The following is a 25,338-nucleotide window of genomic DNA, read 5'->3' as shown; positions in this document are numbered from 1 at the left end:
CTCAGTCGCTCATCGCGCTGCTGCTCAGGAAAAACCTCCCGAGCAGCGCGCGATCGTCCTGATCCCGCACCTCCCCGGCATCCGCCAGCGCAGCATCGATCATCTGCACCACCCAGACCTCCCCAGCTCCGTAAAGGGTGAGCTCTCCCTCGTTCAGATCCTGCCCATAGGCGACAAGGCTCCCCTCCACCTGACGCGCCTCCTGCCCCGCCACCTGAACCTCACCGACGACGTCGAACTGACTGGTGGCAATGCAGGCATCCGCCGACGCGATCAGCGTGCGATTCCCACAGAGGTGCTGACGAAGGCTGCCCGTCTGCTGCGCGCCGACCGGCGACGCTTCGATCACCAGGGTAAACGCTACCGCCTCCGCGTCATACGTCACCTCCCCGGACCACTCCCCCACCACGACCGCTGCCATATCATCGGCGCCGAAGGTGTAGCCCTCGACACGCTCATCCCCACAGCCAAGCGCCAGCGGGTTCAGCAAAAAAAAGGCGCCGACCGCGCCGAACGCCATCACAGTTCGAACCAGAGTATCCCTTCGCATCGCCACTCCAGAGTTCGGGCCGCAAACCATGCGGCCAATTAAGGAAGTCAACAAGATCAGGACGGCCGAAGTCTGCGTCAGACGCGCCTCCCATCGCAAGCGGGATGCTTCTCCCTCGCGATCTCGTGCTTTTACTTAGGTTGAGCTCACGCCCCTACTTCCCACACGAGATGTCGTATGCGCTCGATCGTGCTGAAAGTACTCGCGCTTGTCGTCCCTCCCCTTGCCATTGGCCTTCCTCAACTGGCTGCCGCCCCCGGCCGATCCGTGGGAGCCATCTCCGACCGCTTCTTTGAAGATGTGCTGATCATTCCGGCGAGTTACGCGTTTGCGGTGTGGGGAATCATCTATGCGGGCATTCTTGCGCTGGCAGTCGCTCAGATCCTGCCGCGCTTTGCGCATCGTGAACGCTACGCAAACGCTCGCCAACCGCTCATCATCAACATGCTCTTCAATGCCGCCTGGTTGCTCGTCTGGCAAAGTCTCCTCTTTGGCTGGGCGCTCGTGGTGATCGTCGGGCAACTGGCCAGCGCACTGTGGCTCTACCGAGCGTTTGCCACCCGGGAGGGACGCCCCGCCCCGGAGCTTCGCGAAAGCTGGTCACTGGCTCGCATGATTCGCTGGCCCCTGGGCACGTACTGCGGCTGGCTGACATTGGCCACGGTACTCAACGCCTCCAGCGTCCTGGTGATCGCCGGGTGGGAGGGATGGGGCTTGAGCGCGGCAACCTGGGCGGTCATCATGCTCCTGGCGGCGGCGGTCATCGGCGTGGCGCTGAGAGTCGGTCTCGACGAGCCCGCCGTGGCGCTGGTCTTTACCTGGGCTCTTGTCGCAGTCGTACTTGCCGACGGCCAGCCCGCAAGCGTACAGGGCGTTGCCGGGGGGCTCGCGCTCCTCTTTCTGATCCTGGCCCTGCCGGCCGCCCGAGGTTGGATCGTGGGTAGCGGCCGCTCGGAGCGCCGGCGCTCCGAGGCCAGCGCCAGCCTCCCCCTTGTCACCGAAGCCGACCCGGTCTGAGTACCCTTTGAAGATCTACTACAACGACCATGTGCAGGTCCCGCTGCCTCCCGGACACCGCTTCCCGATGGCCAAGTACGGGATGCTCCACCGTTCCCTCCTTGAAGAAGGGGTAGCACATGCCAGGCAGTTGGTGGCGTCGCCCGCCATTGAAACCGCGCAGCTTCTCACTTCGCATGAGGCCGCCTACGTCGAGGCGTTTCTATCGGGGACCATGGAGCGCCGGGCGATACGACGCATCGGCCTGCCCTGGAGCGAGGCTTTTGTAGAGCGCGTTCGTACCTCCATGGGAGGAACTCTCATGGCTGCGCTAAGCGCCCTCGATATCGGCATCAGCGGCAATCTTGCCGGCGGAACCCACCATGCGCACCGCGATCAGGGCGGCGGTTTTTGTGTATTTAACGACCTGGCCATCGCTGCACTCGCACTCATTGCCGCCGGAAACGTCCGACGTGTCGCGATCGTCGACCTCGATGTCCACCAGGGCGATGGCAGCGCGACCATCCTCAAAGATGCTCCCGCCGTCTTCACTCTGAGCATACACGGCGAAAGGAATTACCCTTTTCGCAAACCCCCGAGCGACCTTGATGTGGGGCTTGCGGATGGGTGTGACGACGAAACCTACCTGGGCGCGCTGGAAGAAGCGCTGGAATCCGTGTGGCGTCACAGACCCGAACTTATCCTCTTCCAGGCCGGCGTCGACCCCCTGGCGGAGGACAGCCTGGGACGCATGAACCTCACCCTGAAGGGACTGGCCGAACGCGATCGCATGGTCCTATCCCAGGCCCACCACCGGAGCATCCCAGTCGCGATGACCCTGGGCGGTGGCTACGCTCGCCCCATTGAGCCCACGGTAGAGGCCTACCTGCAAACCTACCGGATCGCCGGTGCGATCTTCGGCGTCTAACCCTCAGCCCCGGTACGGACGGCCCAATTCATCGCCGAGTGCAGCGAGGAAGTCTTCCATAACAGCGATGCGCTGCTCTGCAACGCGACGTGCGGCGTCGGTATGAAGCATCTCCGGCAACTTAAAGAGCTTGGCAAAGACGTGGTCGAGGGTGAAGACACCATCATCCGGCGCGCGCGTGGTGCAAAATGGGTCATCACCGTGAAATGACGCGCGTCCCAGCGCCCCGCCCGTCTCCAGAGTGCGCATCAACCCGACGGCGCCGAGCGCATCAAGACGATCGGCGTCACAGACGATCTTCGCCTCCAGCGACTCCGGTACAAACCCGGCTGAGAAGGAGTGGCGCTGGATCGCCTCAAAGACCAGGCCGCGCTGTCCCTCACTCATTCGCCCACCGATCCACTCCAGCGCTGCTTGTGCCGAGAGGGTCGAGGCCTCGCGGCGCTTCGGATGATCTTTGGGCAGATTCACCAGATCGTGCAACCAGGCAGCGACCTCGATCACCTCGCGATCTCCGCCCTCGTGCTCCCACAGCATCATGGCAACGCGATGCACCCGCTCCAGGTGCGCCATATCGTGGCCTGCCGTAGCGGCCATCGCGGTGCGCGCATAGGAGCGTGCCAGATCGGCAAGTGACGTTACGTCGGTCGTCGTCTTCAGGGTGTCCATGATCCTCAACTCCATGTTCGAAGGGGCCTTGCACTACGCCGCATCACTTCTGCGACCTTCGTTAGCGCGAAGAAAGAGCTTCTGGCCAGGCTGACGTGTCCCACACTCCAGCCCGAAACGCACGAGGCGACCTCCCGGTGGAAGGTCGCCTCGGTGCTCATCGCGATGGTTCACCCGCGCTTAACTGAAAATATCCAGATCCTCTTCCTTCAACGCGAAACGCTGAGCGATCGGGTTATCTGCGATACCGGCGTGACGCCGCAGAGCACGGTGAATGTGCTCCGGCCGCAGACGAATCCCCTCATACTCCAACGCCAGAGTGGTTGGATTGACGTTGAAGGGGCGCTGCTCCTCGTCGGTCGCGCCGATAACCCGATTGCCACGAATGCCGGTACCGAGCGCCATCACCGAACCGATCGCCCAGTGGTCTTTTCCCCGGTCCGGGTTGTAGGTCGGGGTACGCCCGAAGTCCGAGGCCATGACCACGACGATCTTATCGCGCAGGCCCATCCCCTCAGCTTCTTCCAGCAGGAAGTCCACCGCGTCGAGCACCAACTGCAACTTCGGAAGCTGCTCGCTGTCGTTCTGCGCGTGGCTGTCAAACCCGTTTAGAACAAGGTTTACACTGACCGAGAGCCCGGCTTTAAAAGCGGCCAACGCCACAAGGGCCTGAGCCTTCATGTCGTTATCGCGAGGAAGATCGGTGGGCAGGTGCTCACGCACCCAGCGCAGCTCACGCGCGCCCATCCGAGCAGTGAACAACGCACTACGCGCAGTTTGCTCCGTCGGCAGGTGGCTTGCGTTCTGCCGTGCCGTGTGACGCGCATCGACTGCATCCCGAATCATCTCGGCGGCCCGAGGCGCATGATAGGGTTTGCTCGCGTGACCCTCCTTATGATCGGGATCGGCCAGCCCCCTCAGGTGGCTCACATTACTCACACGGGTAAGTGGCAGAAGTGCGCCGGTGGCGTCATGCCCTCCGTAACTCAGATACGAGAGGGGCAAGGTCGGCGCATAGGCTGCCGCCGCCAACGCCGCAAAGGTCGGGTACTCGGGATTCTCCAGGCTCCCCGTCCAGGCGTAGCGCTCCCCGGTGGCATGGCTGGTCGTGGCCATATCCACCCCGTTGAGTACGAGCAGCTCACTGGCGTACTTCTCAAAAAAGTACTGATTGTTCCCCACCGGCGCGTACGTGATGGGACTGGAGGCGATCGAGCCGATATCTCCCTGACCGTAGGCCTGGTTGATGTTGTTCACCCCCTTCGGATCGCAAAGGTAGGTGGTATCCCAGCCCCCGATGGCGTTGATCATCACGTAATAGGGGCCCGGGTAGTTCATCTCTTCAGCGCGCGCGCTACGCGTCAGCGCTATCGGAGACACAACGGTCATACCGGCCATGCCGGCGAGTTTGATGAAGTCACGACGGTTCATAGAAACCTCCTTAGAGGTAAAGGAACTCAAACGAGGACACGAGGTAGCTGATCACACCGGCCCAGGCGCGCACCGCATAGGTGGGATCGCGCTCCAGGGAGTCTCCGCGGCAGTAATCTTCAAGTCGCTCCGGGTAGTCTGAGTCCCGGGCGGCCAGACCGGCCTGCCCGTCTTCGATGAGATCGACGAAGAGGTCGAAGGTACGGTCGATCTCGACATGGTTTGCCGGCAGATCTTCACCGAGGATGCGCAGGTGAAGGTGCTGGATATTCTCGCGAATGCGAGCCTCGGCCTGCGCATTGCCAGGCACATCGTCGAGCTCGACATGGGGGAAGAGCAATCGCTGGTTTGTCGGCTCTTCAAAGTCATGCGGCACATTCTGGCAGGCCAACTCGTTGGCCATGACCATCGAGACCGCCCCCATAACGCCACTGGGCGTGTCGAGCCGCTGGGTGAGGTTGTCGAAGTTAATGCCTCCGTAGAGGTAGCGGTACAGGTGGGGAGCAAAGGCCTCAAAGGGGCCCCACATCCACTGGCGACCAAAGACCGAGGTGATGCGTCGAGACATCGCCTCGGGGTGAAGAAGGCGTGGGCCGCCAAATTCTTCCAACTCCACCTCTCGCTCCGGCGTCAATGTCTGCGGATCGATGTCCTCGGCCCGGAAGTACGGGCTGAAAACCAACTCACGAATGGCCACCCTGGCGCTCTCTCCGCCCGCTCTCATCTGCACCGCCAACCGCTGAATAAACGCATTCTGAACCCTGAAGGCGCGGAGGCGAGCGTCGTAGTTGGGGGCGCTCGGATCGACGGGCTTGATGAGCACAGGTCGCCGCACGACAACGCGATAGAGGTGACTCACCATCGTCTGGAAGAAACGTGGGTCTTGCGCCACACGCTGCCCCAACCAGCGCAGACCCTGCCAGACATCTTCCTGAGCGATCTCCTCGCCGTTAAACCCGGCCGGGAACATCCCGTCGAAGCGATCGTCGCGGATGGGCAGGTAGTGCCCGTAATTGTTGTAGGTCCGGTAAAGCTGCGCGACCGGATCCATCGGCACGTGACACACCGCGCAATCCGCAGCGTTGCGCGTGGGGTTTTCAATATCTGCCACGGCCGTCGGGTCCGACGCTTCGGTGGTCAGGTTGTTGATGTCCACCCCTAAAAAGAGCAGGTAGAAGAACGCCGAGCGCTTGCGGTTGAGGTTGGTGTTCGTCGAGGGATAGCGCCCGGTCATCATGTAGGAGGTCAGAGCACCGGCGTGCGGATACTCCCCCTGCATGCCCGAGACCGCAGAGAGCTGCGCCGGTTTAAATTCGAGTTTGTTGGTGGGATCCTCAAAGCTGACCTGATTCTCAACCCCGTAGGACTTCGCTGAATATGGGTTGACCATCACGTAGTCGGCGGTAACAAACTCGCTGACCGGCAGATCGTTTTTCACAATGTGCGAGAAGAGCGCCAGGGGCTCGCGTCCCAAACCGTGCCTTCCAAGCAGCGCAAGCTCGTTGCGCTCTTCCACACTCAGCCCCATCTCCGCCCACCAGCGTCGACGAGGGTAGTGGTTGGAGTTGAGCACGTTGTCGGGCGGGTTGCCGTTGATGAAGTAGTCGGTCAAGAAGATGTCCGCGAGCCCTTCCTCAAGGCGATCGTAGAAGGCCTGCTCCTCATACAGGGTCTCCAGCACCTGCTCGACGCCCGCTTCGCCCTCGGCCTGCACCAGTGCAATCTCTGACGCAGTCGGCACCCGGCTGGCCAGAGTCATCGTCATGCGACTGAGCCAGTCGAGGTCGTTCATGAAGGTGACGCCCTCGAAGAAACCTTCTTCATCGAGTTCAACTCCTCCCGGGCAGGGATCGGGAGTATCGATGCGCGTCCCAAATTCGCGCAGGTTCTCAGCCTGCCAGCTATCGGGAGCGAAGACTTCCCCGCCGCCGTGAATCACCTGGCCGGTGGCCTTCAGCAGCAAGAGGGACTGGTCGTCAAACTCTGCAAGGCGATCCCGGGCAAAGCCGGAGATCTCATCGTAGTTTCGCGCGAGGTAGTCTTCGGAGTAGAGCCGCTGGTTGGCGATTTCAAAGTCGCTGTTGACCGCTCCAAAGCCGTTCTCTCCATGGCACGACTGGCACTGCCGCTCAATCACCTCGGTGAACACCTCGCGCTCAAAGAACTGCGCGTGGGAGCGACAGGGGTCTTCCCCATCCGGTGTGTTGCCGGGATGGGGATCCTCCGGATCGGAGGGATCGCCGGGGCTGTCCGGGTCCGAAGGATCCGACGGATCAAAGGGGTTTCCAGGCTGACCGGGCTCAAAGGGGTTCGAAGGGTCTTTCGGTACGTAGCCATCGTCGGGCCCATCCTCCCAATCGTCCCCGGAGACGGAAGTCGTGTTGGGATGCCCCTCCACGTTGAGTTGGCCCTCGCAGGCGCTCAATGCCAGGGTGGCGACCCACAGGGTCAACAGCGTCAACCCCCTTACTTTGTCGTGTCTGATGTCCATGGTACTCCTCGTCGGCTGGACTCGCCAGGACGTCGCAATGCAACGGTGTTGCCAGCATTCCCCTCAGAGCAAGCCAGAACGGTTCGCTTGAGGACTCGGCAAGCTAACACAGCCCAAGAACCCAAAAAACCAACAAAGACAAGCACTTACAACGCTTCACACATCGTTTCATCACGTCGTAGGCCCCCTCTATGTCATCATCTACTGACCCTGCCGCGTCGCCCCGCTCGCCACTCCATTCCTCTCCCACCGGCAGAGATGTTGCGGCCCCTGAGGGCGCGACAGTTACCTGGCGACGATTCGTCGGGCTGGCCAAACCGCACTGGCGACCGCTCGCTCTTGCGACACTGGCTCTGGTGATCGGCTCAGGAATCACGCTGGCCTACCCCCAGGTCGGCCGTGTCGTGGTCGACGAAGTGCTCTCGGACGGCGCGAGCTACGATCTGAGCACTGTGGGCGCAGCCCTACTGGGGCTCTTCCTCATTCAGGCGATCTTTTTCAGCCTGCGCTATTACCTCTTCACCGTCGTCGGCGACCGGGTCGTGGCCGACCTGCGAACCTCACTCTACGAGGCGATCATCGGCCGGGAGATGGCGTTCTTCGACCGCACGCGCACCGGCGAACTGACCAGCCGTCTGGCCAGCGATACCCAGCTTTTGCAGAGTGTCGTGACCACCAACCTTTCGATGGCGCTGCGTTACGGCGTTCAGGCCCTGGGCGGGTTGGTACTGCTCTTTGTGACCAACGTACGCCTCTCGCTTGCGATGCTCGTGGTGTTGCCGGTGGTCATGGGCGCAGCGATGGTCTACGGGCGCCGGGTGCGGCGACTCTCACGCGAGGTTCAAGACGCGATTGCCGATTCAACGTCGATTGCGGAAGAGAGCATCGCCGGAGTGCGGACCGTTCGGAGCTTCGGACGAGTCGCAAACGAGCGAGCGCGCTACAGCGAGGCGATTGAGCGAAGTTTTGACCTGGCGAAAAGCAGGGCGGTGCTGGGAGGAATCTTTGGCGGGGGGGTAACCTTTCTGGCCTACGCGACCATCGCGCTGATCGTCTGGGTCGGCGGACACCTGGTGCTCTCCAACGCGATGAGTGCCGGAGAACTCACGGCCTACATTCTCTACGTTCTCTTCGTTGCGGTGTCCCTCGGTGTGCTCAGCGGGCTGTGGACCGACTTTGCGCGTGCTCTGGGCGCCGGCGAACGAGTCTTCGGGCTCCTGGACGCTGCCGCGATGAACCGGGGGCGAGTTACCTCGGCGAACGTCAGGGAAGACGCCATCATCACCCGCGGGCATGTCCACTTCCACCGCATCTCCTTCACCTACCCCACGCGGCTTGACTCACCCGTGCTACAAAACATCGATTTTGAAGTACGACCGGGGCAAAAGCTCGCGATTGTCGGCGCCTCCGGGGCGGGCAAGAGCACCATCGCCAACCTTCTCTCCGGCTTTTACCAGCCCGACGAGGGAGAAATTCGCGTCGACGGGAGCCCACTCAACGACTTTCCAGAAGATGCGCTGCGCGCGGGCATCGGCATGGTAGCCCAGGAGCCGGTGCTTTTCTCGGGGACAGTACGCGACAACGTACGCTACGGGCGCCCCGATGCCGATGAGCAGGCGGTGCGCGACGCACTCCAGGCGGCCAACGCCCTCGACTTCGTCGAGGGCTTCCCCGAGGGCCTCGACACCGTGGTTGGGGAGCGCGGCGTCCGTCTTAGCGGCGGCCAGAAGCAGCGTGTGGCGATTGCCCGCGCGCTGCTCAAAGACCCGCGCGTCTTGATTCTCGATGAAGCCACCAGCGCGCTGGACGTAGAGAGCGAAGCACTGGTCCAGGAGGCCCTCGATCGGCTGATGGAAGGACGCACCACGCTGATCATTGCCCACCGTCTCTCAACGGTCGCTCGCGCTGATCACATGGTCGTGCTCGACCGTGGCAACCTGGTCGAAGCGGGCTCTCCCTCCGAGCTTGTCGAACAAGGCGGCGTTTATGCTCGGATGGTGCAGATGCAAGCCATCAAAGACTCGGCCTCCGACACGACGACCTGGTAACCCCCAACCGGCCAGGTCAAAAACAAAGCCCCGACGCGTGCGCCGGGGCTTTGTCTTTCAATCGCTACGGAGCACCACCGCGCTCAACGCCGACCGAACTTCTGCGTCCAGTAGATCCCATACTGATTATTCAGGCTGCGGTCGCGGAAGACGCCCACACCCAGCTCATTGAAGCCGGGGTTCATGATGTTCGAACAGTGACCATCGCTGTCCATCCATCCCGCCATAACTTCTTCAGCAGTGGACTGACCGGCGGCGATATTCTCCCCCTGAGGGGTTCCCCCGGTATATCCCGCCGCATCGATCCGATCGAAGGGCGTCTCCCCGGTAAAGGGGTTCACGTGCTCAAAGTAGTCGCGCTCGGCCATATCTTTGCTGTGAAGACGAGCCGCACAACGAAGTACGCCCTCTCCGATAACCGGAGGCGCAGGCCCGAAGACACCCTCGGTCCCACAGTCGGCCCCCTCGGCACGACGCTGGTTCACGATATGAACCACCTGCTCTTCCATCTCAGCGAGCTCCTCGTTCCACTCGGGTAACGATGAGCAATCCGCGACCGGAGCCTTCTCGGGCAGACAAGCCTCAATCGCTTCCGTCGAGCAGGCGGCCTGCGCCGCACAGAACGCCTCCCCCTGGAAGTAGTCTTGCTCCACACAGGCCGTCACACACGCGTTCTGCCCCATGCGCGCGCCATCCGTGTAGGTGAGGTTCATCTCGCAGGTCTCATAGATATTGGCGCAGGCCATCTCACAGAGCTCTTGCGGATCATCCGGGATGTAGAGCGGCTCTTCGTCGGGCTCACCACAGCCCACACCGATCGCGAGGGCGGCCACCGGGACAAGCGCGGCACGTCGCCAGAAGTTCAGGATGTTGCGCATGATACGACTCCAGATTGTGCATTGAGAAAAGCGTCCGGCCTGCAAGCGGGGGCAGGCCAGCGGAACTTTCTCACAAGGGGGTATTACTCGTCCAGATCCTCATCGAGAGCCTCAATAACCTCCTCAATGCGTGCCCGTGGCACAGTTCCCTGGCGAACAATCACCACCTCCTCGTCGGTAATATCGACCACCGTCGAGCCCGGAGCCTGGGGCAAATCCCCCGCGTCCACAAACAAATCCACACGCCCCACAAAGTTCTTACGCACCTGCGCCGGGGAACTCTCGCCGGACTTGTTTCCGCGATTCGCACTGGAGACGAGCACGGGCCCCGCGAAGCGCTCGACGACCTGGCGCACCAGGTTCGACTCCGGCACCCGCACGCCGATCTTACCGTTGGCTTTGGTCAGCTGCTTGACCACTCCGCGCGGAAGCTCATCACTGGCCTCAAAGAGCAGCGTCAACTCCCCCGGCCAGATCGCTTTCATCAACGCACTGGCCGCCGGGTCCACATCCCGGGCGACTTCATGGAGGCGTTTGCTCGTATCGATGAACACCAGGCAGGGAGCTTTATGAACGCGTCGCTTCGACTGAAAGACGCGCATCACCGCGTCTTCATTCTTGAGGTCGGCAAGAATGCGATACGTGCCTTTGCAAGGAAGACAGACCAGCCCCCCCTGCTCCAGGACACGAACCGACTCATTGATGGCCTCAGCGGTCACCGCGGCGTCAGACTCCAGCTTGATGATGTGCATAGACAAAAGCCTCCAGGCAAAGGAACGAAGGGGCCGGGGGATAACGCCGGCTCCCGGTGAACAGCGGTTGTTGGGCGCCGCTTCTGCATCATACCACGACGCAATAACGTGCCCACCGGCCTTTTTTCGTCCCCACCCCAGGCTGGCTCACCACTTTCGCAGAAGCTGCACGTAGAAGCGTACCAGGTCGAGGTAGGCCTCCGTGGAGATACGCTCGTCAGTCCCATGAATGCGTTCGAGATCGTTCGAGGTCAGGGCGACCGCCTGGAAGCGAAACACGTTTGACGTCAGGGACGTAAAGTGGCGCGCGTCGGCCGCAGCGATCAGCATGTTGGGGGCAACCGGGATCGGTCCAAAGACCTCATGAATCGCGTCGCGAAGCGCCAGAAATCCCTGGCTCTCCATCGATGCGACAGGGCCCGGCTCGGCCCGCATGTCGCTGACCGGAGTGACGGAGATGGTCGGGTCGTCGACGACCTCGTTCACGTGCGCAATCACCGACGCAATAGAGTCCCGGGGGTGAATGCGGATGTTGAGTGTGGCCGTGGCCTGCTGCGGTAACACATTTTCACGCGGGCTGGCCCTCAACATCGTCGGTGCGATCGTCGTTCGCAGCGCAGCATGCGTTGATGGACTCTTCGCCATCTGCGAGATCACCAGAGGTTCGGTCAGCCAGAGGTTTCCAAACACAAGGCGCATCCCGAAGTCCATATGGGGAGCAGCTTCATCGAACATCCGACGGGTGGGACCGTCGATCGCTGCTCGCATCGGACTCTCATAAAGACGCTCCAGCGCCCGCGACAGCTTCACTGCCGCAAGCTCCTTCGGGGGCATCGAGGCGTGTCCACCATCCGATGAAGCTGTGACCTCCAGGGTGACGTAGCCCTTCTCGGTGATTCCCACCAACGCGATGGCTCCATCAATGCCGGGAACAATGCCATCCGCAATGATAAGCCCCTCATCATAGACAGCCGCCAGCTCGACGCCTTCGGACTTGAACCCTTCTGCAACCACCCTGGCACCGTGCATTCCGCCAACCTCTTCATCGTGCCCGAAGACCAGATAGAGGGTGTGTTGGGGGAGTTCTCCGCTCTCAAGCAGATGCTCCAACGCCTCCAACAACGCCATCACGTTATGTTTATTATCAAGCGCCCCGCGCCCCCAGATGTAGCCGTCTTCGACCGCCCCCGAAAAGGGAGGATGCGTCCACTCACGCTCGGTCCCCTCCTCCACAGGCACCACATCCTGATGTGCCAGAAACGCCACCCCGGGAAGTTCAGGCTCCGATCCCCTGATGGTGAACAGAAGCGTGGCCCCGTTGATAACCTCCTTTTCTGCCCGCGCATGAACCCGCGGAAACCATGCCTCAAGCTCCGCATGAAGCTCTCCGAAACGCTCCAACTGAGGCTCACTCGGGGTCGGCGACAGGGTTGGGATGGTCAACGCGTGAGCGAGGCGCTTTACGATCACGCGCTCATCGGTAAGCGACGGACGATCAAGCTCAGCGGGCTCTGCGGAGGAGCTTAATGAGGCGGCGCGCACGATCGCCAGGCTCAGGCCCCCCAAAACGATGACGCTGATGAGCATCGCAGCGCGAATCAAAAAGATCTTCATCCAGCCTCCAGAGCCACCGCATCAACTCGCCTTAGTGGAGATGTCCCCCCCTAAAACGTTCCCAACTCCAAACCCCGGTGTAGGGCGATGAACGAGTATGTGCTGCGGCGTTCACCCCTCGAGAATAGCCCGGTCCAGAGTAACGCTAATCGGACAATGATCGGATCCCATAACCTGGTCGTGAATACGCGCATCGACCACGAACTCCATCGCCGCCGGTGAGGCGTAAATGTAGTCAATGCGCCAGCCCACGTTGCGCGCACGTACATCACCGCGTTGACTCCACCACGTATAACGCTCCTCCACGTCGCCATGAACCGCACGGAAGCTATCGACCCAACCCGCGTCAAGCCAGCGGTCGAGCTCTTCCCGCTCCTCGGGCCGAAAACCGCTGGTCGCCTCGTTGGATTTGGGACGCGCCAGATCGATGGCGCGATGGGCCGTGTTAAAATCCCCCATCACCAGAACACGCTCGCCGTCGGTCAGCGCTCCCGCAAGCATCTCGCGCAGGTGCGCGTAGAACTCGAGCTTGTAGGGAATGCGACTCAAATCGCGGTTCTTTCCGCTGCCGTTGGGAAAGTAAACATTGAGCACTTTCAACGCACCGAGCTGCGCGATCTGAACCCTTCCCTCCACATCAAACGCCTCGACGTTGACAGAGTTCTCGATCCCATCGAGCGCCCTACGACTGTAGAGCCCCACTCCGCTGTACCCCTTACGCTCTGCGGGATGAAAATAGGTGTGCCAACCCTCCGGCTCACGGGAAGCTCGGGTGAGCTGCTCAGGAAGCGCGCGAACCTCCTGCAGGCCGACGACGTCGGCCTCACTCCCATCGAGCCAGTCCAAAAAACCTTTGCGCACACAGGCACGCAATCCGTTGACGTTCCAGCTGTAAATCTTCAAAAGGCGACTCCTTCAAAAACACGGGTACCCAACGATGCGTTTGAGCCCAAACGACGGGCAACCCACCCATCCGAACTCCTGCGCCATGATGTATCTACGCTCGGGTGACGTCGTCAAACGGCAGGGGCCGTGGTTGCGTCTGCAACGCGGGACATGCTAGAGCTAAAGGGGTAGAAGATGGCGGTTTTGCCCCCGTCGATGAGGACTACGAGAGGGGGCGATAAAGCGCAGCCGGCGTCGCATCAAGCGCGGCACGGAGCAGCGACAACGCAGTCGTGTCGCTTCTGAGTCGGGCAGCGCCGAGATATAGCGCTCCGGAGTAGATCTATGACATCAATTGACGCCACTCTTCCTGAGGCGGGGGACCTGATCGGGGGCCGCTTCCGCATCCTGGAAGTGCTGGGGACCGGCGGATTTGGCACGGTCTACCGGGCCGTTCAGGAGAACATCGGACGCGACGTCGCGCTGAAGTTTCTGACACCCGTGGTCGCCAAAGATCCCATCAATGTGGAGCGCTTCCGACGCGAAGCCTTCCATGTCAGTCAGCTCCGACACCCCAACACCATTACCCTCTATGATTACGGCCAGACCGAAGACGGGCTCGCCTACATGGTCATGGAGTTTCTCGAGGGAGACGCCCTCGGCGACATCATACAGTCGCAGGGCGGGCTGGGATGGGCACGCGCCGCTCACGTCTACATCCAGGTGCTCAAGAGCCTCTCCGAAGCGCACCGCCGTGGGCTGGTGCACCGCGACCTCAAACCCGAAAACATTTTCCTTTGCGAGATGTTTGGCGAGCGTGACTACGTCAAGGTTCTGGACTTTGGTGTGGCCAAGATGACCCTGGCAGACTCTGAAGACGAAGGCGACGGCGAAGAAGCCCTAACCCGCGCAGGTCGCATCTTCGGCACCCCCTTGTACATGGCCCCCGAGCAAGCCTGCGCTGAGCCGATCACGCCGGCAACCGATGTCTATGCTCTGGGCTTGCTTCTCTACGAGATGGTCACCGGCTTGCCGCCCGTCACCGGCCGCAACCGCATGGATGTTATTCACAAGCAAATCCGTGATCTCGTCCCGGAACTCTCCCCGGAACTCGAAGCTACGCCGATGGGCGTTTTGATCCGAAAAGCCTGCGAAAAAGACCCGACGACTCGCTACCCCGATGCTGCCGCGCTTCTCGATGGCTTCCTCGACGCCATGCAGGCCATGGGTATCAAGCCGACGCCCCAGGGCGGCGCAAGCCGGCCCGAGGTCTCCGCCTCCCATATCGTTCCCCAGGAGGTTCAGCGCGCATTCCCACACTCCAGCACCACCGAAGAATCCAGCACGCCGGTCGATGACACCGTCCTGACACCCCTGCCTGATACCACCTCAAACAAGGCCGGGGACGAGATCGACGCGACTCACTTGATCGAAATGCCCGCAACGCGCCCCGAGCCCCCCCCCTTGCCCCGCGGCGCCCCCCGCGTCGAGATCAAGCGCATCGCTCGCCAGGGGGCTCCCCCCTCCGAAGCCGCTCGCCCCAGCTTTCCCTTCCACGCCAGAGCGCACTCGCGTCCACGCTTCGATCTTCCCTTGATCGGGCGAGATCGCGAGTTCGATCAGCTCGTAGGATTGGCGCGTAGCGTTCAACAACTGAGCGCAGGACAGGTGGTCCTGCTGGAGGGCGAAGGCGGCGTAGGCAAGACTCACCTTGTCCATGCCGTCATGAGCGCGCTGAACGAAGAAGCTGTCGATTACTCCACCGCCGCCTTTCGTCGACGCTCGCTCCCCATGGAAGGCCTGCGCGAGTTGCTCGCCGGACTCTGGGGCGTCTCACATAGCGAACGCATGCAGGTCGATACCACGGTACGCCAGGATCTTCGCCAACTCGGTGGGTTTTCCGACAGCGAGATCAGCGCCATTGTCGACTTTCTCAGGCCGCGGGTGGTGGAAGCCACCGACCTGGCCCAGGCCGAGTCCGGAGTGCTCTTCGCCCGACTGGAACGCCTCATACTGCGCCTCGCCGAGCGCCGCCCGATCGTGCTGGCGCTGGAGGATGTCCAATACGCCGATAGCGGTAGCCTGGCGTTTCTGGAGTATTTTGCTGTCACCATGCGCACCCAGGCTTGTCCGGTGATGGTGATGCTGACGATGCGGCCCGAAGAGCGCGCACTCAACCCGGACCTCGAAGACCACCTGCGCACCATCGGGGCCAATGTCGGTGTGAGCTTCTCACGTCAGCGACTGAGGCGCCTCTCGGGCAAGGCGCTCTCGGTTTTCCTCGACTCGATCCTTCCCCTGGAGTCGCGACTCAAGGAACGCGTGGGCTGGCTTAGCCAGGGAGTCCCGCTGCATGCGATTCAGATCATTCGCTACCTGCAAAACGAGAATAATCTGGCACGGCAGGGCTCGCGGTGGAGCCTGAAAAGTGGCAACCCCAGAAAGATCGAACTCCCCCCCGACCTGATGGAGTTGATGGCCCTTCGCGTTGAGCAAGCGATTCATAAGCATCGCGACAGACCACAACTGCGCCGTGTGCTGGAGTGGCTCAGCGTCCTCGGCATGCGAGTTCCCGTCGACCTCCTTAAAGCCGCTCTCGGACACTTCGAGTCCATCGAACTCGAGGACCTGGAGCGCGAACTCGGTGCGCTCAGTGAAGAGGCGATCGCACGCCAGAGCCTGCATCAAAACCTGATCTGCGTAGAGTTTGAGAACAGCTTACTGCGTGAAGCGCTTCTCAAAGAACTTCGTGAGCAGTGGTCCACGCGCGGAATGCATCAGAGCGCTGCCCAGCTCAAGCATACCTTCTACAGCGAACGTCAGCTTGAGGTTCCTCTCGTCGAAATTGCTGACCACTGGCGTCAGGCCGGTGAGATGGAGCGCTATCGAGATACCCTCAGCGCCGCCGCAAAGCGCTCGATGAACAGGTTTGACCAGCGCGGTGCGAGAGAGCGCTACCGTGAGCTGCTCGGACTTTTGGAGAGCCGCGGTGAACGCGGTGAGCTGTGGACCGAAGCCAACCTCGCCATGGCCGAGCTTGCCCGACGCTTCGGTGAATTCGGGCTCGCCGAAGAACACTACCGCCGAGTTGTGGATACCGACAGCGCTCGCGGCTCAGAACGCAGCCGATCCCTTCGGGGCTTCGCGCACCTCTTGACCATTCAATCGCGTTTTGATGAAGCAACCCACCTCTACAGCCTGGCCCTCGACTACAGTCAGCAAATCCAGGATGTCGCCGGTGTCGCCAAGGCCCTCATCGGACTGTCTCGCGTACACCTGACCCAGGCCGACGCCCTGGCAGGTCAACAGGTCCGCGACCGCCTCGAAATGATGCTTAAGACCCTGGACGACGCCGAAGTCAGTGGACAAGTTCTGCTGCACCTCGCGGAAGCCGCGCAACGAAGAGGCGATCACGACAAACGCTACGAGTACTTAAAGAGAGCTCGCACCTCCTTTGAGACATCCCAGGACCGTCAAGGCCTGAGCGACGCTTTGATCGCGCTGGGAGGAGCCTTGATGGCCCCCTCCCTCAATGCACCTGACCGCTTCGAAATCGCAGAACAAACACTGCGTGAGGCGCTCGAGCTGAAACGCACCATCGGTGACCGCCATGGCCTGGCAGAGGCGTTTCGACAACTCGGCCAACTCAAACTGGAGACCGAAGACTTCGCCCAGGCCGAAAGCCTCCTCCAACAAGGCCTCAATATCCACCAGGCCCTGGGCACGCCGTTCAATATCGGTGCCTCTCATAACGCGATGGGCATCCTCATGGTGATGACCCGTCGCTATGACAAGGCCGAACGTCACTTCGATGCCGCCGCCGAAGTCTTCGGACGTATGGGCGATCAGGTCGCAATCTCCCAACCCCTGACGAATAAAGGCATCGTCCTCATCAACCAACGCCGCTTCGCCGAAGCCCAGACCATCCTTCGCGAGGCTCGCCGACTCAAAGAGAGCCTCGGCACCAGCTGGGGCCTCTTCGACCTGCGAAATAACCTGGCGCTGGTCGATATGTGGCACGGAGAACTGGCGAGCGCTGAACGCACACTTCGTGAAACGCTGCGCCATGTCGACGCCCAGGGGACCGCAGAAGATCGCGCGAAAGCTCGCAGCCTGATGGGCCTGTTGCAGTGCTTCTTAAGTCGCCTACACATGGCCGCCCTGGAATTAGGCCGCGCTCGCGCCGACGCAGAAGACCTCGGAATGCCCCGCGTCGAAGTCTTCTGCCAGGCAAACGCCGCATTTTATGCTCTCCTGACCGAATCACATGGCGCGTACGAATCACTCATCGCAGAAGTCGATGGCCACGAGATTCTGGCCGATCTCGACCGCGAAATCTGGCTCGATGTCCTCGGTCAACTCGCCATGCACAGCGCAGAACTAGCCCCCTCCCGACAGGCCGCTCGCCAACTGCGTGCCGTCGCGACCATCTGGCAACGCTTCGGCCGCGCCGAACAAACCCGCAAACTCCTGAGCCTCGCCGACAAACTCGACGCGGAGTTCGCTCCCCGCCATTGATGAACCCTTTTCATTGCCCCCCAACGGAGTGATCATGCCCCCTGCCCTCCTCGATGATGCCACGATCGATGCACGTCTCAAATTGCTCACCGGATGGCGACGCGATGGTGATGCCATCAAGCGTGAGCTCCTCTTCGATAGCTTTCCCGACGCAATCGCCTTCATCAATCGTATCGCTCCCCTGGCCGACGCCGCCGATCACCACCCCGAACTCTTCAACGTCTACAACCGCGTCGAACTCACCCTCACCACCCACGACGCCGGTGGACTCACCTCCAATGATTTCGACCTTGCGGAAGCCATCAACACCGTAGTCGACTAAAGCTCGCCCCCCCATCCTCTCCCCCCCCTCCTCGGGGAGTTAGGGCCCCCCATCCTCTCCTTCCCCTCCTCGCCGCATCCCCGCAGAAAGCCCCCCCTCTGCCTCATTCCCTCAATTACCGAGGTTGTGAACACTTCGAGCCCCTCGAATCTCTCACCTACCGAGATTGTGAACACTTCGAGCCCCTCGAATCTCTCACCTGCCGAGGTTGTGAACACTTCGAGCCCCTCGAATCCCTCACCTACCGAGATTGTGAACACTTCGAGCCCCTCGAATCCCTCGCCTGCCGAGGTTGTGAACACTTCGAGCCCCTCGAATCCCTCGCCTGCCGAGGTTGTGAACACTTCGAGCCCCTCGAATCCCTCGCCTGCCGAGGTTGTGAACACATCGAGCTCCTCGAATCTTTCACCTACCGAGGTTGTGAATAGCTCGGGGTACCGGGATCGCTCCCGAGACGGGGTTCTGAACAGCCCGCCCCCGCCGGAGCTCTATGGGTGCGAGGTTTTCGAGGGCTTGATCCTCCCGGATATCACGGGTGCCGGGGTCCTTGTCGGATCGCCCTCTACGAGTTCGGCGAGGAGATGAGATTCGGTGCGACGTTGACGGAGTCGGCTGAGGAGGGGGGGAGGATGGTGTTGAGCTACAGGCGCGAGAGCCTGGCCGGGGAGGTGAACGCGTGGGATGTGACAACGTGGCATGGGGCGATGTCGGGACGGGAGTGCGCCCGCCAGATGATTGAGCGCTGCGTGCCAGCGAATAGGGGTATTCGGGAGTGCTGGAACCGGCAGAAGGGGGGATAGCGTTGGGGAAGAGGGGGTTGAAACGACGGGCACAAAAAAGCCCCGTGGGCCGGGGGGCCCACGGGGCGAACTCAAACCACTCTGCGCCGTCACACAGGAGTAGAATCAGGCCTCGGACTCGGAAACGGCCGGGAGTTCGGGGGCCTGGTCATCATCGCCTTCGTCGACGATCTCTCCGGTACCAGGGTCGACATCCACATGTTTGCGGTGGCGACGGTAGTACTTGGAGAGAAGGTCGCTCTGGCGATGGTACTCGGTGAGCAACGCTTCACGTGTCACCGGGTTATCGGCGTAAACGGCCAGCACGTGAAAGATTGTCGCAGCGAAGACATCGCGCGCGGCGGTGTCGATCGCTTTGACATCGCTGAAGGTGCAGGGCTGAGCCCGCTCCGCCAGCAGCTCCCGAGCGAAGCGGGGGATAAGCCCGCGCAGGTGGTCGCGATGACGAACGAGCCCGAGCAACTCGATATGGCGGGCAAGGTCGTCATCAAAACGATCGAGGAGAACACGAGCATCGGTCAGCTGCGCCTCAAAGGACTGCCGTGTCAGCGGAGCGATCCCGTTGGGCGCGACCTGCAGGATGAATTCTGCCGCAGCGCGAGCGACCTCATCATCACCGACGGCCTGACCTTGAGCGACGGTGCACATACCGGCAAGCACTTCGCCAACTTTCGCATCGAGTTCAACGGAGTCACCGCGGGCGCGGGAGTGTTGGGACTTGTTGGATTTGTAGCGCATCTCCATGCGACGCGCCTGGCGATTGGTCTTCAGAGCCTTGTCACAACGCATCACAAGTGCGTCGTCACCCATCCGCGAGGCAATTGCCAGGATGGACTCGAGCGTCAGGATTCGACGCCCGGCTGGGAGCACCTTACCGTTGAGGTAGGTGCGTAAGGGTTCTTGCGTCACTGACTCCTCCATGATTGAGACGTGGAATAGAAGTGAACAGCAATCGATGCTTGCCTGTCGCGACGGCGCGAAGCGGCAACAACGAGTGGTCCCCCAGCGGTGCGGCATGTGGTGAGATTGACATGACCCTAGCACCAAGCATCAGCGATGAAAAGTGTACCGCGCTGCAATCCCACGCAACATCGGGCCATCGCGTCGACATGACATTCAAGACGCCGAGGTGGCACACGACAGAAAGCCCCCGAGGCGCAGGGCGTCGGGGGCTTTCTGTCGTGTGCGGGGCCCTCTTCAGGGGGCTCTGGTCGAGCAGCGCTCAGCGCCGACCGAAGTCACGCCAGTCTTCGGCGAGTTCTTCGACGGTTGCTGAAGCGTCCCCGGAGGCGCATTGGGTGGCGAGGTTATCGATGGCCTGAGCCAGCTCTTCAGCAAGGGTGGGGGTCTGAGCAGCGGGGTCCGCGAGCGAGGCAAACTCCCCCAGGCCAAGGATGGACCACTCTCGGGCGGTGAAGAGGCAGGCATCCATCGACTTCAACGCTACGGGAGAGCGAGAGGTAGACACTACGGGCGGGGCAATCAGCGAGTCTCCGCCCCACTGAACGCGAGCCAGGCCCTGGCCCGGAGCAAACGCAGCGTGTGCAAAGATGCGGGGGGAGCCCATAGTGGCCACCGCGTTGAGTCCCATGATGGTGACGGGTGTCAGCACCGTCGAGTCGACCGCCTGGAGGATCTGATAGATCTGACGGAGGTCTACGAAGGCGTCGACACCGGCTGCGACCTCGCGCTCTCCCTGGGCAAACACTTCGTCTGTAGGAGCCGCGGAGGAGGCCATCAATTCGAGACGGTCGGCATGCTCAGCGATCTCGATTGCGACGGGAGACCCCAGGGGATTGAGGGCCAGCCTGGCGAACTCTTCAAAAGGCTCGCGCGGCGCGTCGACCGGGAGGTTCAGCCCCAGGGCGGAGACGAGCTGCTCGTCTCTGGCACCGAGGACTTGCAGCCAGAAACCGCGGACAAGGCCGAACTCAGCGGGGGTGGTTTGTTCACCGACAAAGCGGTCAAAAAGCGCGTACCCGGTAATCGGCGAACGAAGTACGCCAAGAGGAAATCCCCAGGCGGAGTCGCGGGTCTGTCCTTCAATCATGCGTTTGAACGTTGCATCCTCCATGCCGGCAATATCCTGCGCCCAGCGCGGCGTCCTGTGCTGCTCGATGGCGCTGGAGAGGTCGAGACCGAAGTGAACGTCCAGCGCAACGTTTTCGGTCTGTCGGGCGCGCATCGGCGCGCTCTGAGCGATGGCATCGACGAGCGACTGACCGTACTCGGTCAGTGAGGCGACGGCATCGAGGGTCAACACATCATTGTGTAGGGAGAGCAGTAGCGCGAGGTCTTCCGACTCGGCGACTTCGGGGCTGTCAAAGCTGAACTCTTGAGCGGTCGCAGCGATTTCGGTCGCCAGGATAGCGTCGATGCGCTGCTCCTCGGCGGGCGTGCGGGGGATCAGCAAGGTGGAGCCGAGTTCGATGAGTGCGAGCTGATCGAAGAGCCCGCTCATCTGGCCATAGATGGCGAAGGGGGCGTCGCGTCCGCTGAAAGCGGCCCAGGCGGGGGAATCACGGTCTGCGGCGAGCGCTTCGACAACGGGCGAAGCCTCGGGCCAGGGGTTGATCTCCGGGGTGACAATGCCTGCAGCGAAGTCGATCACGAGGAAGTCACCGCGAGGGGTCGCGGTGTACGCTCCCTGATACAACTGAGCCATCTGGAAGCTGGCCTTCTCGGCATCAGTCACCGGGAGGAACGCGCGAACATGAAAGGCTTCGGGAAACCCTAAGTCTGTGGATGCGAGCAGTTCGGGGCTGGCGGTACGCAGCCCGTCGAGCGCGTTCTCAAAGCCCGCACGTGAGGTCGCCAGGTAAATCGAGCGCGAATGATCGAGGCCCTCGATCGGCTCGGCACCGCTCTGATGGCTCAAGATCTCACTGACGAAAGGAAGATCGAGAATCAGCGCCTGGGAGATACCCTGAGGCAGAGGAGACTGGTGATGGAGCTTACGAAATCCTTCGATGTTGTATGCCGCGACGACGAGCGTATCGGCGGGAAGAAGACGCGAGAGCTGCTCGTGAGTCGGAAGGCTACCGAGTTCCACGCTCGTTGCCGAAGTTTGCTCGGTGGGGGCGTCATCAGGAACGGAAGATTTGCACGCAGCCAGCGCGAGGCCGGAGACAATCAGCGCGGCGTAGTAAGACGGGGGCATAGAGAAGGCATGCGACATAAGAGCTCCAGGTTGGGTCCATCCATGGGATTCAGAGTTCTGGCAACGCGGCGATGGTAATGGGTACGGGCCCATATTCAAGGTTGCAGGTCGTTATAACGACGGGTGAGCGGTCCCCGGTCGGAAAGGACCTGCTCTTTACGTGTCAAAAAGCCTACAACGCGTAGCTTGCCGCGACAGCGTCGGGCACCTCCGCTACGCCCATGAGGGAAAAACTCGGCGCTGCCACCTTCGGCTTGTGCGTGAGAAGAGGGAGTTAGTGGGGCTGGGGCGCTGCACGGCAGCTGGAGGCCGCAAGGTTCAGTCTCAGGAGCTGCACCAGGTTGCGGCGAGTGTGTTTGTGGTGCGAGCATCGCCCAAAGAGTGCGGTCCTCCCCGGACGGGAGGATGAGCCAGGCTCGTGTGTCACCGCACGAGCCCAGACGTCGTCGCGTCCTTCAAGAGAAAGGGGCGAATCGCAGCACATCGATGTCTTAATGCAGAAGCGCCACACCGGCGCAACGCCGATGGCTCGCATCCACGACAAAGAGATAAAGGTCGTCGTCGCTGGTGACGAGGTCAGCGAGTCGGAGGTCCACCTCAATGCGAGTGTCCGTCCAGGTGTATACCGGAGAGATGATGACGCGGGTGGCCTCATCGAAGTTGGGGGCGTTGGCCACCTCGACACGAGCTGCGGCACCGGGCCCGACAGCGACGTAGACGTCGTCCATAAGGCGGCGAACATCGCCAGCGGTGCGGTACCAGGCGCCAAACTTGAGGCGATCCCAGACGGGAGGGAGCTCGGTGAGATCTTCACGCAACACTCCTTCGTTGTAGGTGCTACGATAGACGCCCTGCCCTGCGCTAAGGTGTTCGAAGACTCCGGTCGTCGCCCCATAGGGGTCTTCGGGGTTGATTTTCAGATAGGTGGAGAGGGTGTTCCACTGTTGAAAGGCCCAGTAGCCGCCAATCCACCAGTTTGATGTGGTGTTATTGCCGTCATGTTTGAAACTTCCCTGGCCCGTATGGGTTGCCAGGATGATGTCGTTTCCGTTGCAGCTGCCCTGAGAGCACGAATAGTCGTAGTTGTCGCCGCGATCGCCGTACATCACCCAGATGTCTTTGGCGCTGGAGTCGGAAGAGAAGGAGGTGGGGCTGGAGTCGTGGCCGGGGAAGTCTCCCAGGTCGCGCATCGACCAGTGTACGAAGAATTCGTTGAAGTGCTTCAGGCCGAAGTCTCCCTGGTCGTCGGGAAAACCGAGCACGGCACTGACACCGCGCCCCTGCGTCTCGATGTGGTCGGCGACCAGAAGCGCGTTCATCCCGGAGAGCGCGTCGTCGTCGACATAGGTTCCCTTTGGATCAAGCCACTGGCCCCGAGTGGCGTCGGTTTGAAGAGGCGCTCCGGCCTGCCCTGCTTCGAAGTCATCAAGAAAGAAGGTCGTCGGGCCCTGTGCACCGAAGCCGCGGCCGCAGATCACGAGAGTTTGGCCCTCTTCGCTCCCTCCGATCAGAGCACTGATGCCTTCGGACTCCGCGGCTGGGCAGTCGTCCTCGAGCGGGTCGGGTGTGCTATCGGCGGCGTCTGAAACGTCGGCCTCCGAGCGCTCTTCAGCATCGGGTGCCGGAAGGTCTGTATCGGTGAAGGATGCGTCGACGGCATCGGCATCGCTGGATGCGCCCGCATCGAAGGGCTCTTGCGTGGGGTTTGACGGCTCGTCACAGGACGAGAGGAGCAGCACGGCCGAAGCAACCCGGAGAGCAGAAAGAGCACAAGCGTAGCGCATATGAAGCCCGGCGGTGGCGACGTCGTCCATTGCAGAGAACGCGTCGGCGTTTGAGGTGAGCGCCCCACCTTAACGCGTCGTCCCCCCGGCTCAAGTCTCGGGTCGTTGAGGAGCTTTGATACGCTACGAGAGCGATCGAGGTTCATGACGGTCCGACTCTCCCAAAGCGCCGGAGCCGGGGGGCGGGGTGCCGAGATCGATGTGCCTGTGGACTGAGGTTGCTTGAAATCTTATGTGGTGCTTGAAGCAAGGAACCTATCGGGGTCCTTAGGGCGTCTACACACCGCACAGCAACGGCACGCAAACGTGCACGCCGCGGTGTAATCCGTTGACCGCGCCATACGTCGCTATCATCCATGACCTTCGAGATAGGCTCGGAGGTCGCTCGGGCTTTTTTCAGGAGTGAAACGATGGATACTGCGAAGGTGCTGGTCGTTGGCGGATACGGTGAGGTGGGGCGACGCGTAAGCGAGGGGTTGGTGCGAAGTGGCGAGGTGCGTGTTGTCATTGCAGGTCGCCGTGAAGAGGAGGCCACGCGCTTTGCGTCCGAGCTCTCCGAGGTAGCCGGTGGCGAGGAGGTCAGTGCGCGTCACATCGACCTGGGAGAGCGCCCGGGATTTGAGGCGGCGATCCGAGATATTGATGTGGTCGTGATGTGTGTGGATGCACCCGACGCCCACGCTGCGCTGACGACGGTGCAAGCAGGGAAAGGCTATGTGGATATCAGCGCTGACGACAGGCTGCTGACCTCCATTGAGGCGCTTGAGAGTAGGGCAATCGCAGCCGGGGGCAGAGCGCTGCTGAGTGTCGGGCTGGCCCCCGGGCTTACCAACCTTCTCGGGGCCGAGGTCATGCGACGTTCCGGCCAGAACAGCGAAGTATCGCTGTGGATCGAGTTAGGTATGGGCGATGTTCACGGGGAGGCGGCGATTGGTTGGATGCTGGATCATCTCGACACGCGATTTCAGGTGCGAGGCCCGGATGGCTGGAGGGAGGTTCGGAGTCTGGAGAGCTATCGCACGTTGCGATGGCCCGAAGAGCCCCACCCCCGGCGCTACTACCCTTTCCCCTTTGCCGACCAGGCCTCGCTTGTTCGCCGCAGCACTGCGCGGAGTGTGGAGACGAGGTTTCGTCTCAGCTCGGGTGTGATTACCGGGGCGCTGGCGTGGCTTTCACGGATGGGCGGAGCGCGTGCGCTGCGCCACAACGCTCTGCGACAGATGGCGATTGGCGGTCTGCAGTCATTTGCACGCGGAACGGACCGCTGGCGAGTTGCGGCCAGCGCGAAAGCCGGGACGTCGTCGGGAGACACCACGTTTGTGATGGGAATGGAGGGGGCAGGTGAATCGCGGGCGACCGCCACGGTGGCGGTTGCCGCTGTGAAAAAGCTGCTTTCGGGAGACGTCGCCGCCGGGATCTGGCATCTGCATCAGGTCATGGGGCTTTCCAGCCTGGTCGACGCCCTCCAGGGCGACGATCCGAATGTTCGCGTCAGCACCTGGACCCTTTAGG

Annotated in this window: 18 protein-coding genes; 6 read left to right on the top strand and 12 right to left on the bottom strand. The window is 61.7% G+C overall.

The genetic code is table 11. From position 1 onward, the window contains the following. Position 1: 1 nt before the first annotated feature. A complete protein-coding gene (locus EA187_RS01540; RefSeq protein ID WP_127778947.1) occupies positions 2-550 on the bottom strand; it encodes a hypothetical protein in 549 nt (182 codons plus the stop codon). 177 nt (positions 551-727) lie between these two features. On the opposite strand from EA187_RS01540, the gene EA187_RS01535 reads away from it, so the two are divergent. Continuing rightward, the gene (locus EA187_RS01535; protein ID WP_127778946.1) at positions 728-1,567 is read left to right on the top strand and encodes a TspO/MBR family protein; all 840 of its coding nucleotides are present in this window, start codon (positions 728-730) and stop codon (positions 1,565-1,567) included. A gap of 7 nt (positions 1,568-1,574) precedes the next feature. Continuing rightward, positions 1,575-2,474 (top strand): histone deacetylase family protein, encoded by a 900-nt coding sequence (locus tag EA187_RS01530; RefSeq protein WP_127778945.1) that lies wholly within the window; start codon positions 1,575-1,577, stop codon positions 2,472-2,474. 3 nt (positions 2,475-2,477) lie between these two features. Here EA187_RS01530 and EA187_RS01525 read toward each other — a convergent pair whose 3' ends face one another. From EA187_RS01525 to EA187_RS01515, 3 genes are all read right to left on the bottom strand, one after another. Next, on the bottom strand, positions 2,478-3,143 hold the full coding sequence (locus tag EA187_RS01525; RefSeq protein ID WP_164855886.1) for an HD domain-containing protein: 666 nt from the start codon (positions 3,141-3,143) through the stop codon (positions 2,478-2,480). A gap of 180 nt (positions 3,144-3,323) precedes the next feature. After that, complete coding sequence (locus EA187_RS01520; RefSeq protein WP_115603257.1) at positions 3,324-4,574, bottom strand: DUF1501 domain-containing protein; 1,251 nt, start codon at positions 4,572-4,574, stop codon at positions 3,324-3,326. Positions 4,575-4,584: 10 nt separating this feature from the next. Beyond that, positions 4,585-7,065, bottom strand: coding sequence for a hypothetical protein (locus EA187_RS01515; RefSeq protein WP_127778943.1), 2,481 nt, complete (start codon positions 7,063-7,065; stop codon positions 4,585-4,587). 191 nt (positions 7,066-7,256) lie between these two features. Between EA187_RS01515 and EA187_RS01510 the strand changes: the two genes are divergently transcribed. Further along, positions 7,257-9,113: an ABC transporter ATP-binding protein gene (locus EA187_RS01510; RefSeq protein WP_127778942.1), complete on the top strand. Its 1,857-nt coding sequence runs from the start codon at positions 7,257-7,259 to the stop codon at positions 9,111-9,113. A gap of 83 nt (positions 9,114-9,196) precedes the next feature. On the opposite strand, the gene EA187_RS01505 is transcribed toward EA187_RS01510, so the two are convergent. The 4 genes from EA187_RS01505 to EA187_RS01490 all read right to left on the bottom strand — a co-directional run bounded on the left by EA187_RS01505 (position 9,197) and on the right by EA187_RS01490 (position 13,260). Continuing rightward, positions 9,197-9,991, bottom strand: a complete 795-nt coding sequence (locus EA187_RS01505; RefSeq protein WP_115603260.1) for a CAP domain-containing protein — start codon at positions 9,989-9,991, stop codon at positions 9,197-9,199. Positions 9,992-10,074: 83 nt separating this feature from the next. Next, the gene (locus EA187_RS01500) at positions 10,075-10,743 is read right to left on the bottom strand and encodes an L-threonylcarbamoyladenylate synthase (protein ID WP_115603261.1); all 669 of its coding nucleotides are present in this window, start codon (positions 10,741-10,743) and stop codon (positions 10,075-10,077) included. A 147-nt stretch (positions 10,744-10,890) separates the two neighbouring features. After that, positions 10,891-12,357: a M20/M25/M40 family metallo-hydrolase gene (locus EA187_RS01495; protein WP_127778941.1), complete on the bottom strand. Its 1,467-nt coding sequence runs from the start codon at positions 12,355-12,357 to the stop codon at positions 10,891-10,893. 111 nt (positions 12,358-12,468) lie between these two features. Next, on the bottom strand, positions 12,469-13,260 hold the full coding sequence (locus EA187_RS01490; protein WP_115603263.1) for an exodeoxyribonuclease III: 792 nt from the start codon (positions 13,258-13,260) through the stop codon (positions 12,469-12,471). Between the two features lie 327 nt (positions 13,261-13,587). Here EA187_RS01490 and EA187_RS01485 point away from each other — a divergent pair, with 327 nt between their 5' ends. Both EA187_RS01485 and EA187_RS01480 read left to right on the top strand, forming a co-directional pair. Beyond that, on the top strand, positions 13,588-17,760 hold the full coding sequence (locus tag EA187_RS01485; protein ID WP_127778940.1) for a serine/threonine-protein kinase: 4,173 nt from the start codon (positions 13,588-13,590) through the stop codon (positions 17,758-17,760). A gap of 34 nt (positions 17,761-17,794) precedes the next feature. Then, complete coding sequence (locus tag EA187_RS01480; RefSeq protein WP_127778939.1) at positions 17,795-18,082, top strand: 4a-hydroxytetrahydrobiopterin dehydratase; 288 nt, start codon at positions 17,795-17,797, stop codon at positions 18,080-18,082. Here EA187_RS01480 and EA187_RS01475 read toward each other — a convergent pair. The 4 genes from EA187_RS01475 to EA187_RS01460 all read right to left on the bottom strand — a co-directional run bounded on the left by EA187_RS01475 (position 18,079) and on the right by EA187_RS01460 (position 23,856). After that, complete coding sequence (locus EA187_RS01475; RefSeq protein ID WP_127778938.1) at positions 18,079-18,468, bottom strand: hypothetical protein; 390 nt, start codon at positions 18,466-18,468, stop codon at positions 18,079-18,081. The genes EA187_RS01480 and EA187_RS01475 overlap by 4 nt on opposite strands. A gap of 519 nt (positions 18,469-18,987) precedes the next feature. Continuing rightward, complete coding sequence (locus tag EA187_RS01470) at positions 18,988-19,791, bottom strand: hypothetical protein (RefSeq protein ID WP_115603267.1); 804 nt, start codon at positions 19,789-19,791, stop codon at positions 18,988-18,990. A 313-nt stretch (positions 19,792-20,104) separates the two neighbouring features. Beyond that, positions 20,105-22,060: a hypothetical protein gene (locus EA187_RS01465; protein ID WP_127778937.1), complete on the bottom strand. Its 1,956-nt coding sequence runs from the start codon at positions 22,058-22,060 to the stop codon at positions 20,105-20,107. A gap of 473 nt (positions 22,061-22,533) precedes the next feature. Further along, the gene (locus EA187_RS01460; protein ID WP_127778936.1) at positions 22,534-23,856 is read right to left on the bottom strand and encodes a hypothetical protein; all 1,323 of its coding nucleotides are present in this window, start codon (positions 23,854-23,856) and stop codon (positions 22,534-22,536) included. Between the two features lie 380 nt (positions 23,857-24,236). On the opposite strand from EA187_RS01460, the gene EA187_RS01455 reads away from it, so the two are divergent. Continuing rightward, the gene (locus tag EA187_RS01455) at positions 24,237-25,337 is read left to right on the top strand and encodes a saccharopine dehydrogenase NADP-binding domain-containing protein (RefSeq protein ID WP_164855885.1); all 1,101 of its coding nucleotides are present in this window, start codon (positions 24,237-24,239) and stop codon (positions 25,335-25,337) included. The last annotated feature ends 1 nt before the right edge of the window (position 25,338 follow it).

It is taken from the genome of Lujinxingia sediminis, from assembly GCF_004005565.1.
Taxonomy (GTDB): domain Bacteria; phylum Myxococcota_A; class Bradymonadia; order Bradymonadales; family Bradymonadaceae; genus Lujinxingia; species Lujinxingia sediminis.
Note: the sequence above shows the minus strand (reverse complement) of the source record. Positions and strands in the feature narration are given on the sequence as shown.

Bases quoted from the DNA above. Each gene is read 5' to 3' on its own strand.
- EA187_RS01540 (WP_127778947.1), bottom strand. From the start codon at position 550: ATGCGAAGGGATACTCTGGTTCGAACTGTGATGGCGTTCGGCGCGGTC.
- EA187_RS01535 (WP_127778946.1), top strand. From the start codon at position 728: ATGCGCTCGATCGTGCTGAAAGTACTCGCGCTTGTCGTCCCTCCCCTT.
- EA187_RS01525 (WP_164855886.1), bottom strand. From the start codon at position 3,143: ATGGACACCCTGAAGACGACGACCGACGTAACGTCACTTGCCGATCTG.
- EA187_RS01520 (WP_115603257.1), bottom strand. From the start codon at position 4,574: ATGAACCGTCGTGACTTCATCAAACTCGCCGGCATGGCCGGTATGACC.
- EA187_RS01515 (WP_127778943.1), bottom strand. From the start codon at position 7,065: ATGGACATCAGACACGACAAAGTAAGGGGGTTGACGCTGTTGACCCTG.
- EA187_RS01510 (WP_127778942.1), top strand. From the start codon at position 7,257: ATGTCATCATCTACTGACCCTGCCGCGTCGCCCCGCTCGCCACTCCAT.
- EA187_RS01505 (WP_115603260.1), bottom strand. From the start codon at position 9,991: ATGCGCAACATCCTGAACTTCTGGCGACGTGCCGCGCTTGTCCCGGTG.
- EA187_RS01500 (WP_115603261.1), bottom strand. From the start codon at position 10,743: ATGCACATCATCAAGCTGGAGTCTGACGCCGCGGTGACCGCTGAGGCC.
- EA187_RS01495 (WP_127778941.1), bottom strand. From the start codon at position 12,357: ATGAAGATCTTTTTGATTCGCGCTGCGATGCTCATCAGCGTCATCGTT.
- EA187_RS01485 (WP_127778940.1), top strand. From the start codon at position 13,588: ATGACATCAATTGACGCCACTCTTCCTGAGGCGGGGGACCTGATCGGG.
- EA187_RS01480 (WP_127778939.1), top strand. From the start codon at position 17,795: ATGCCCCCTGCCCTCCTCGATGATGCCACGATCGATGCACGTCTCAAA.
- EA187_RS01465 (WP_127778937.1), bottom strand. From the start codon at position 22,060: ATGTCGCATGCCTTCTCTATGCCCCCGTCTTACTACGCCGCGCTGATT.
- EA187_RS01460 (WP_127778936.1), bottom strand. From the start codon at position 23,856: ATGGACGACGTCGCCACCGCCGGGCTTCATATGCGCTACGCTTGTGCT.
- EA187_RS01455 (WP_164855885.1), top strand. From the start codon at position 24,237: ATGGATACTGCGAAGGTGCTGGTCGTTGGCGGATACGGTGAGGTGGGG.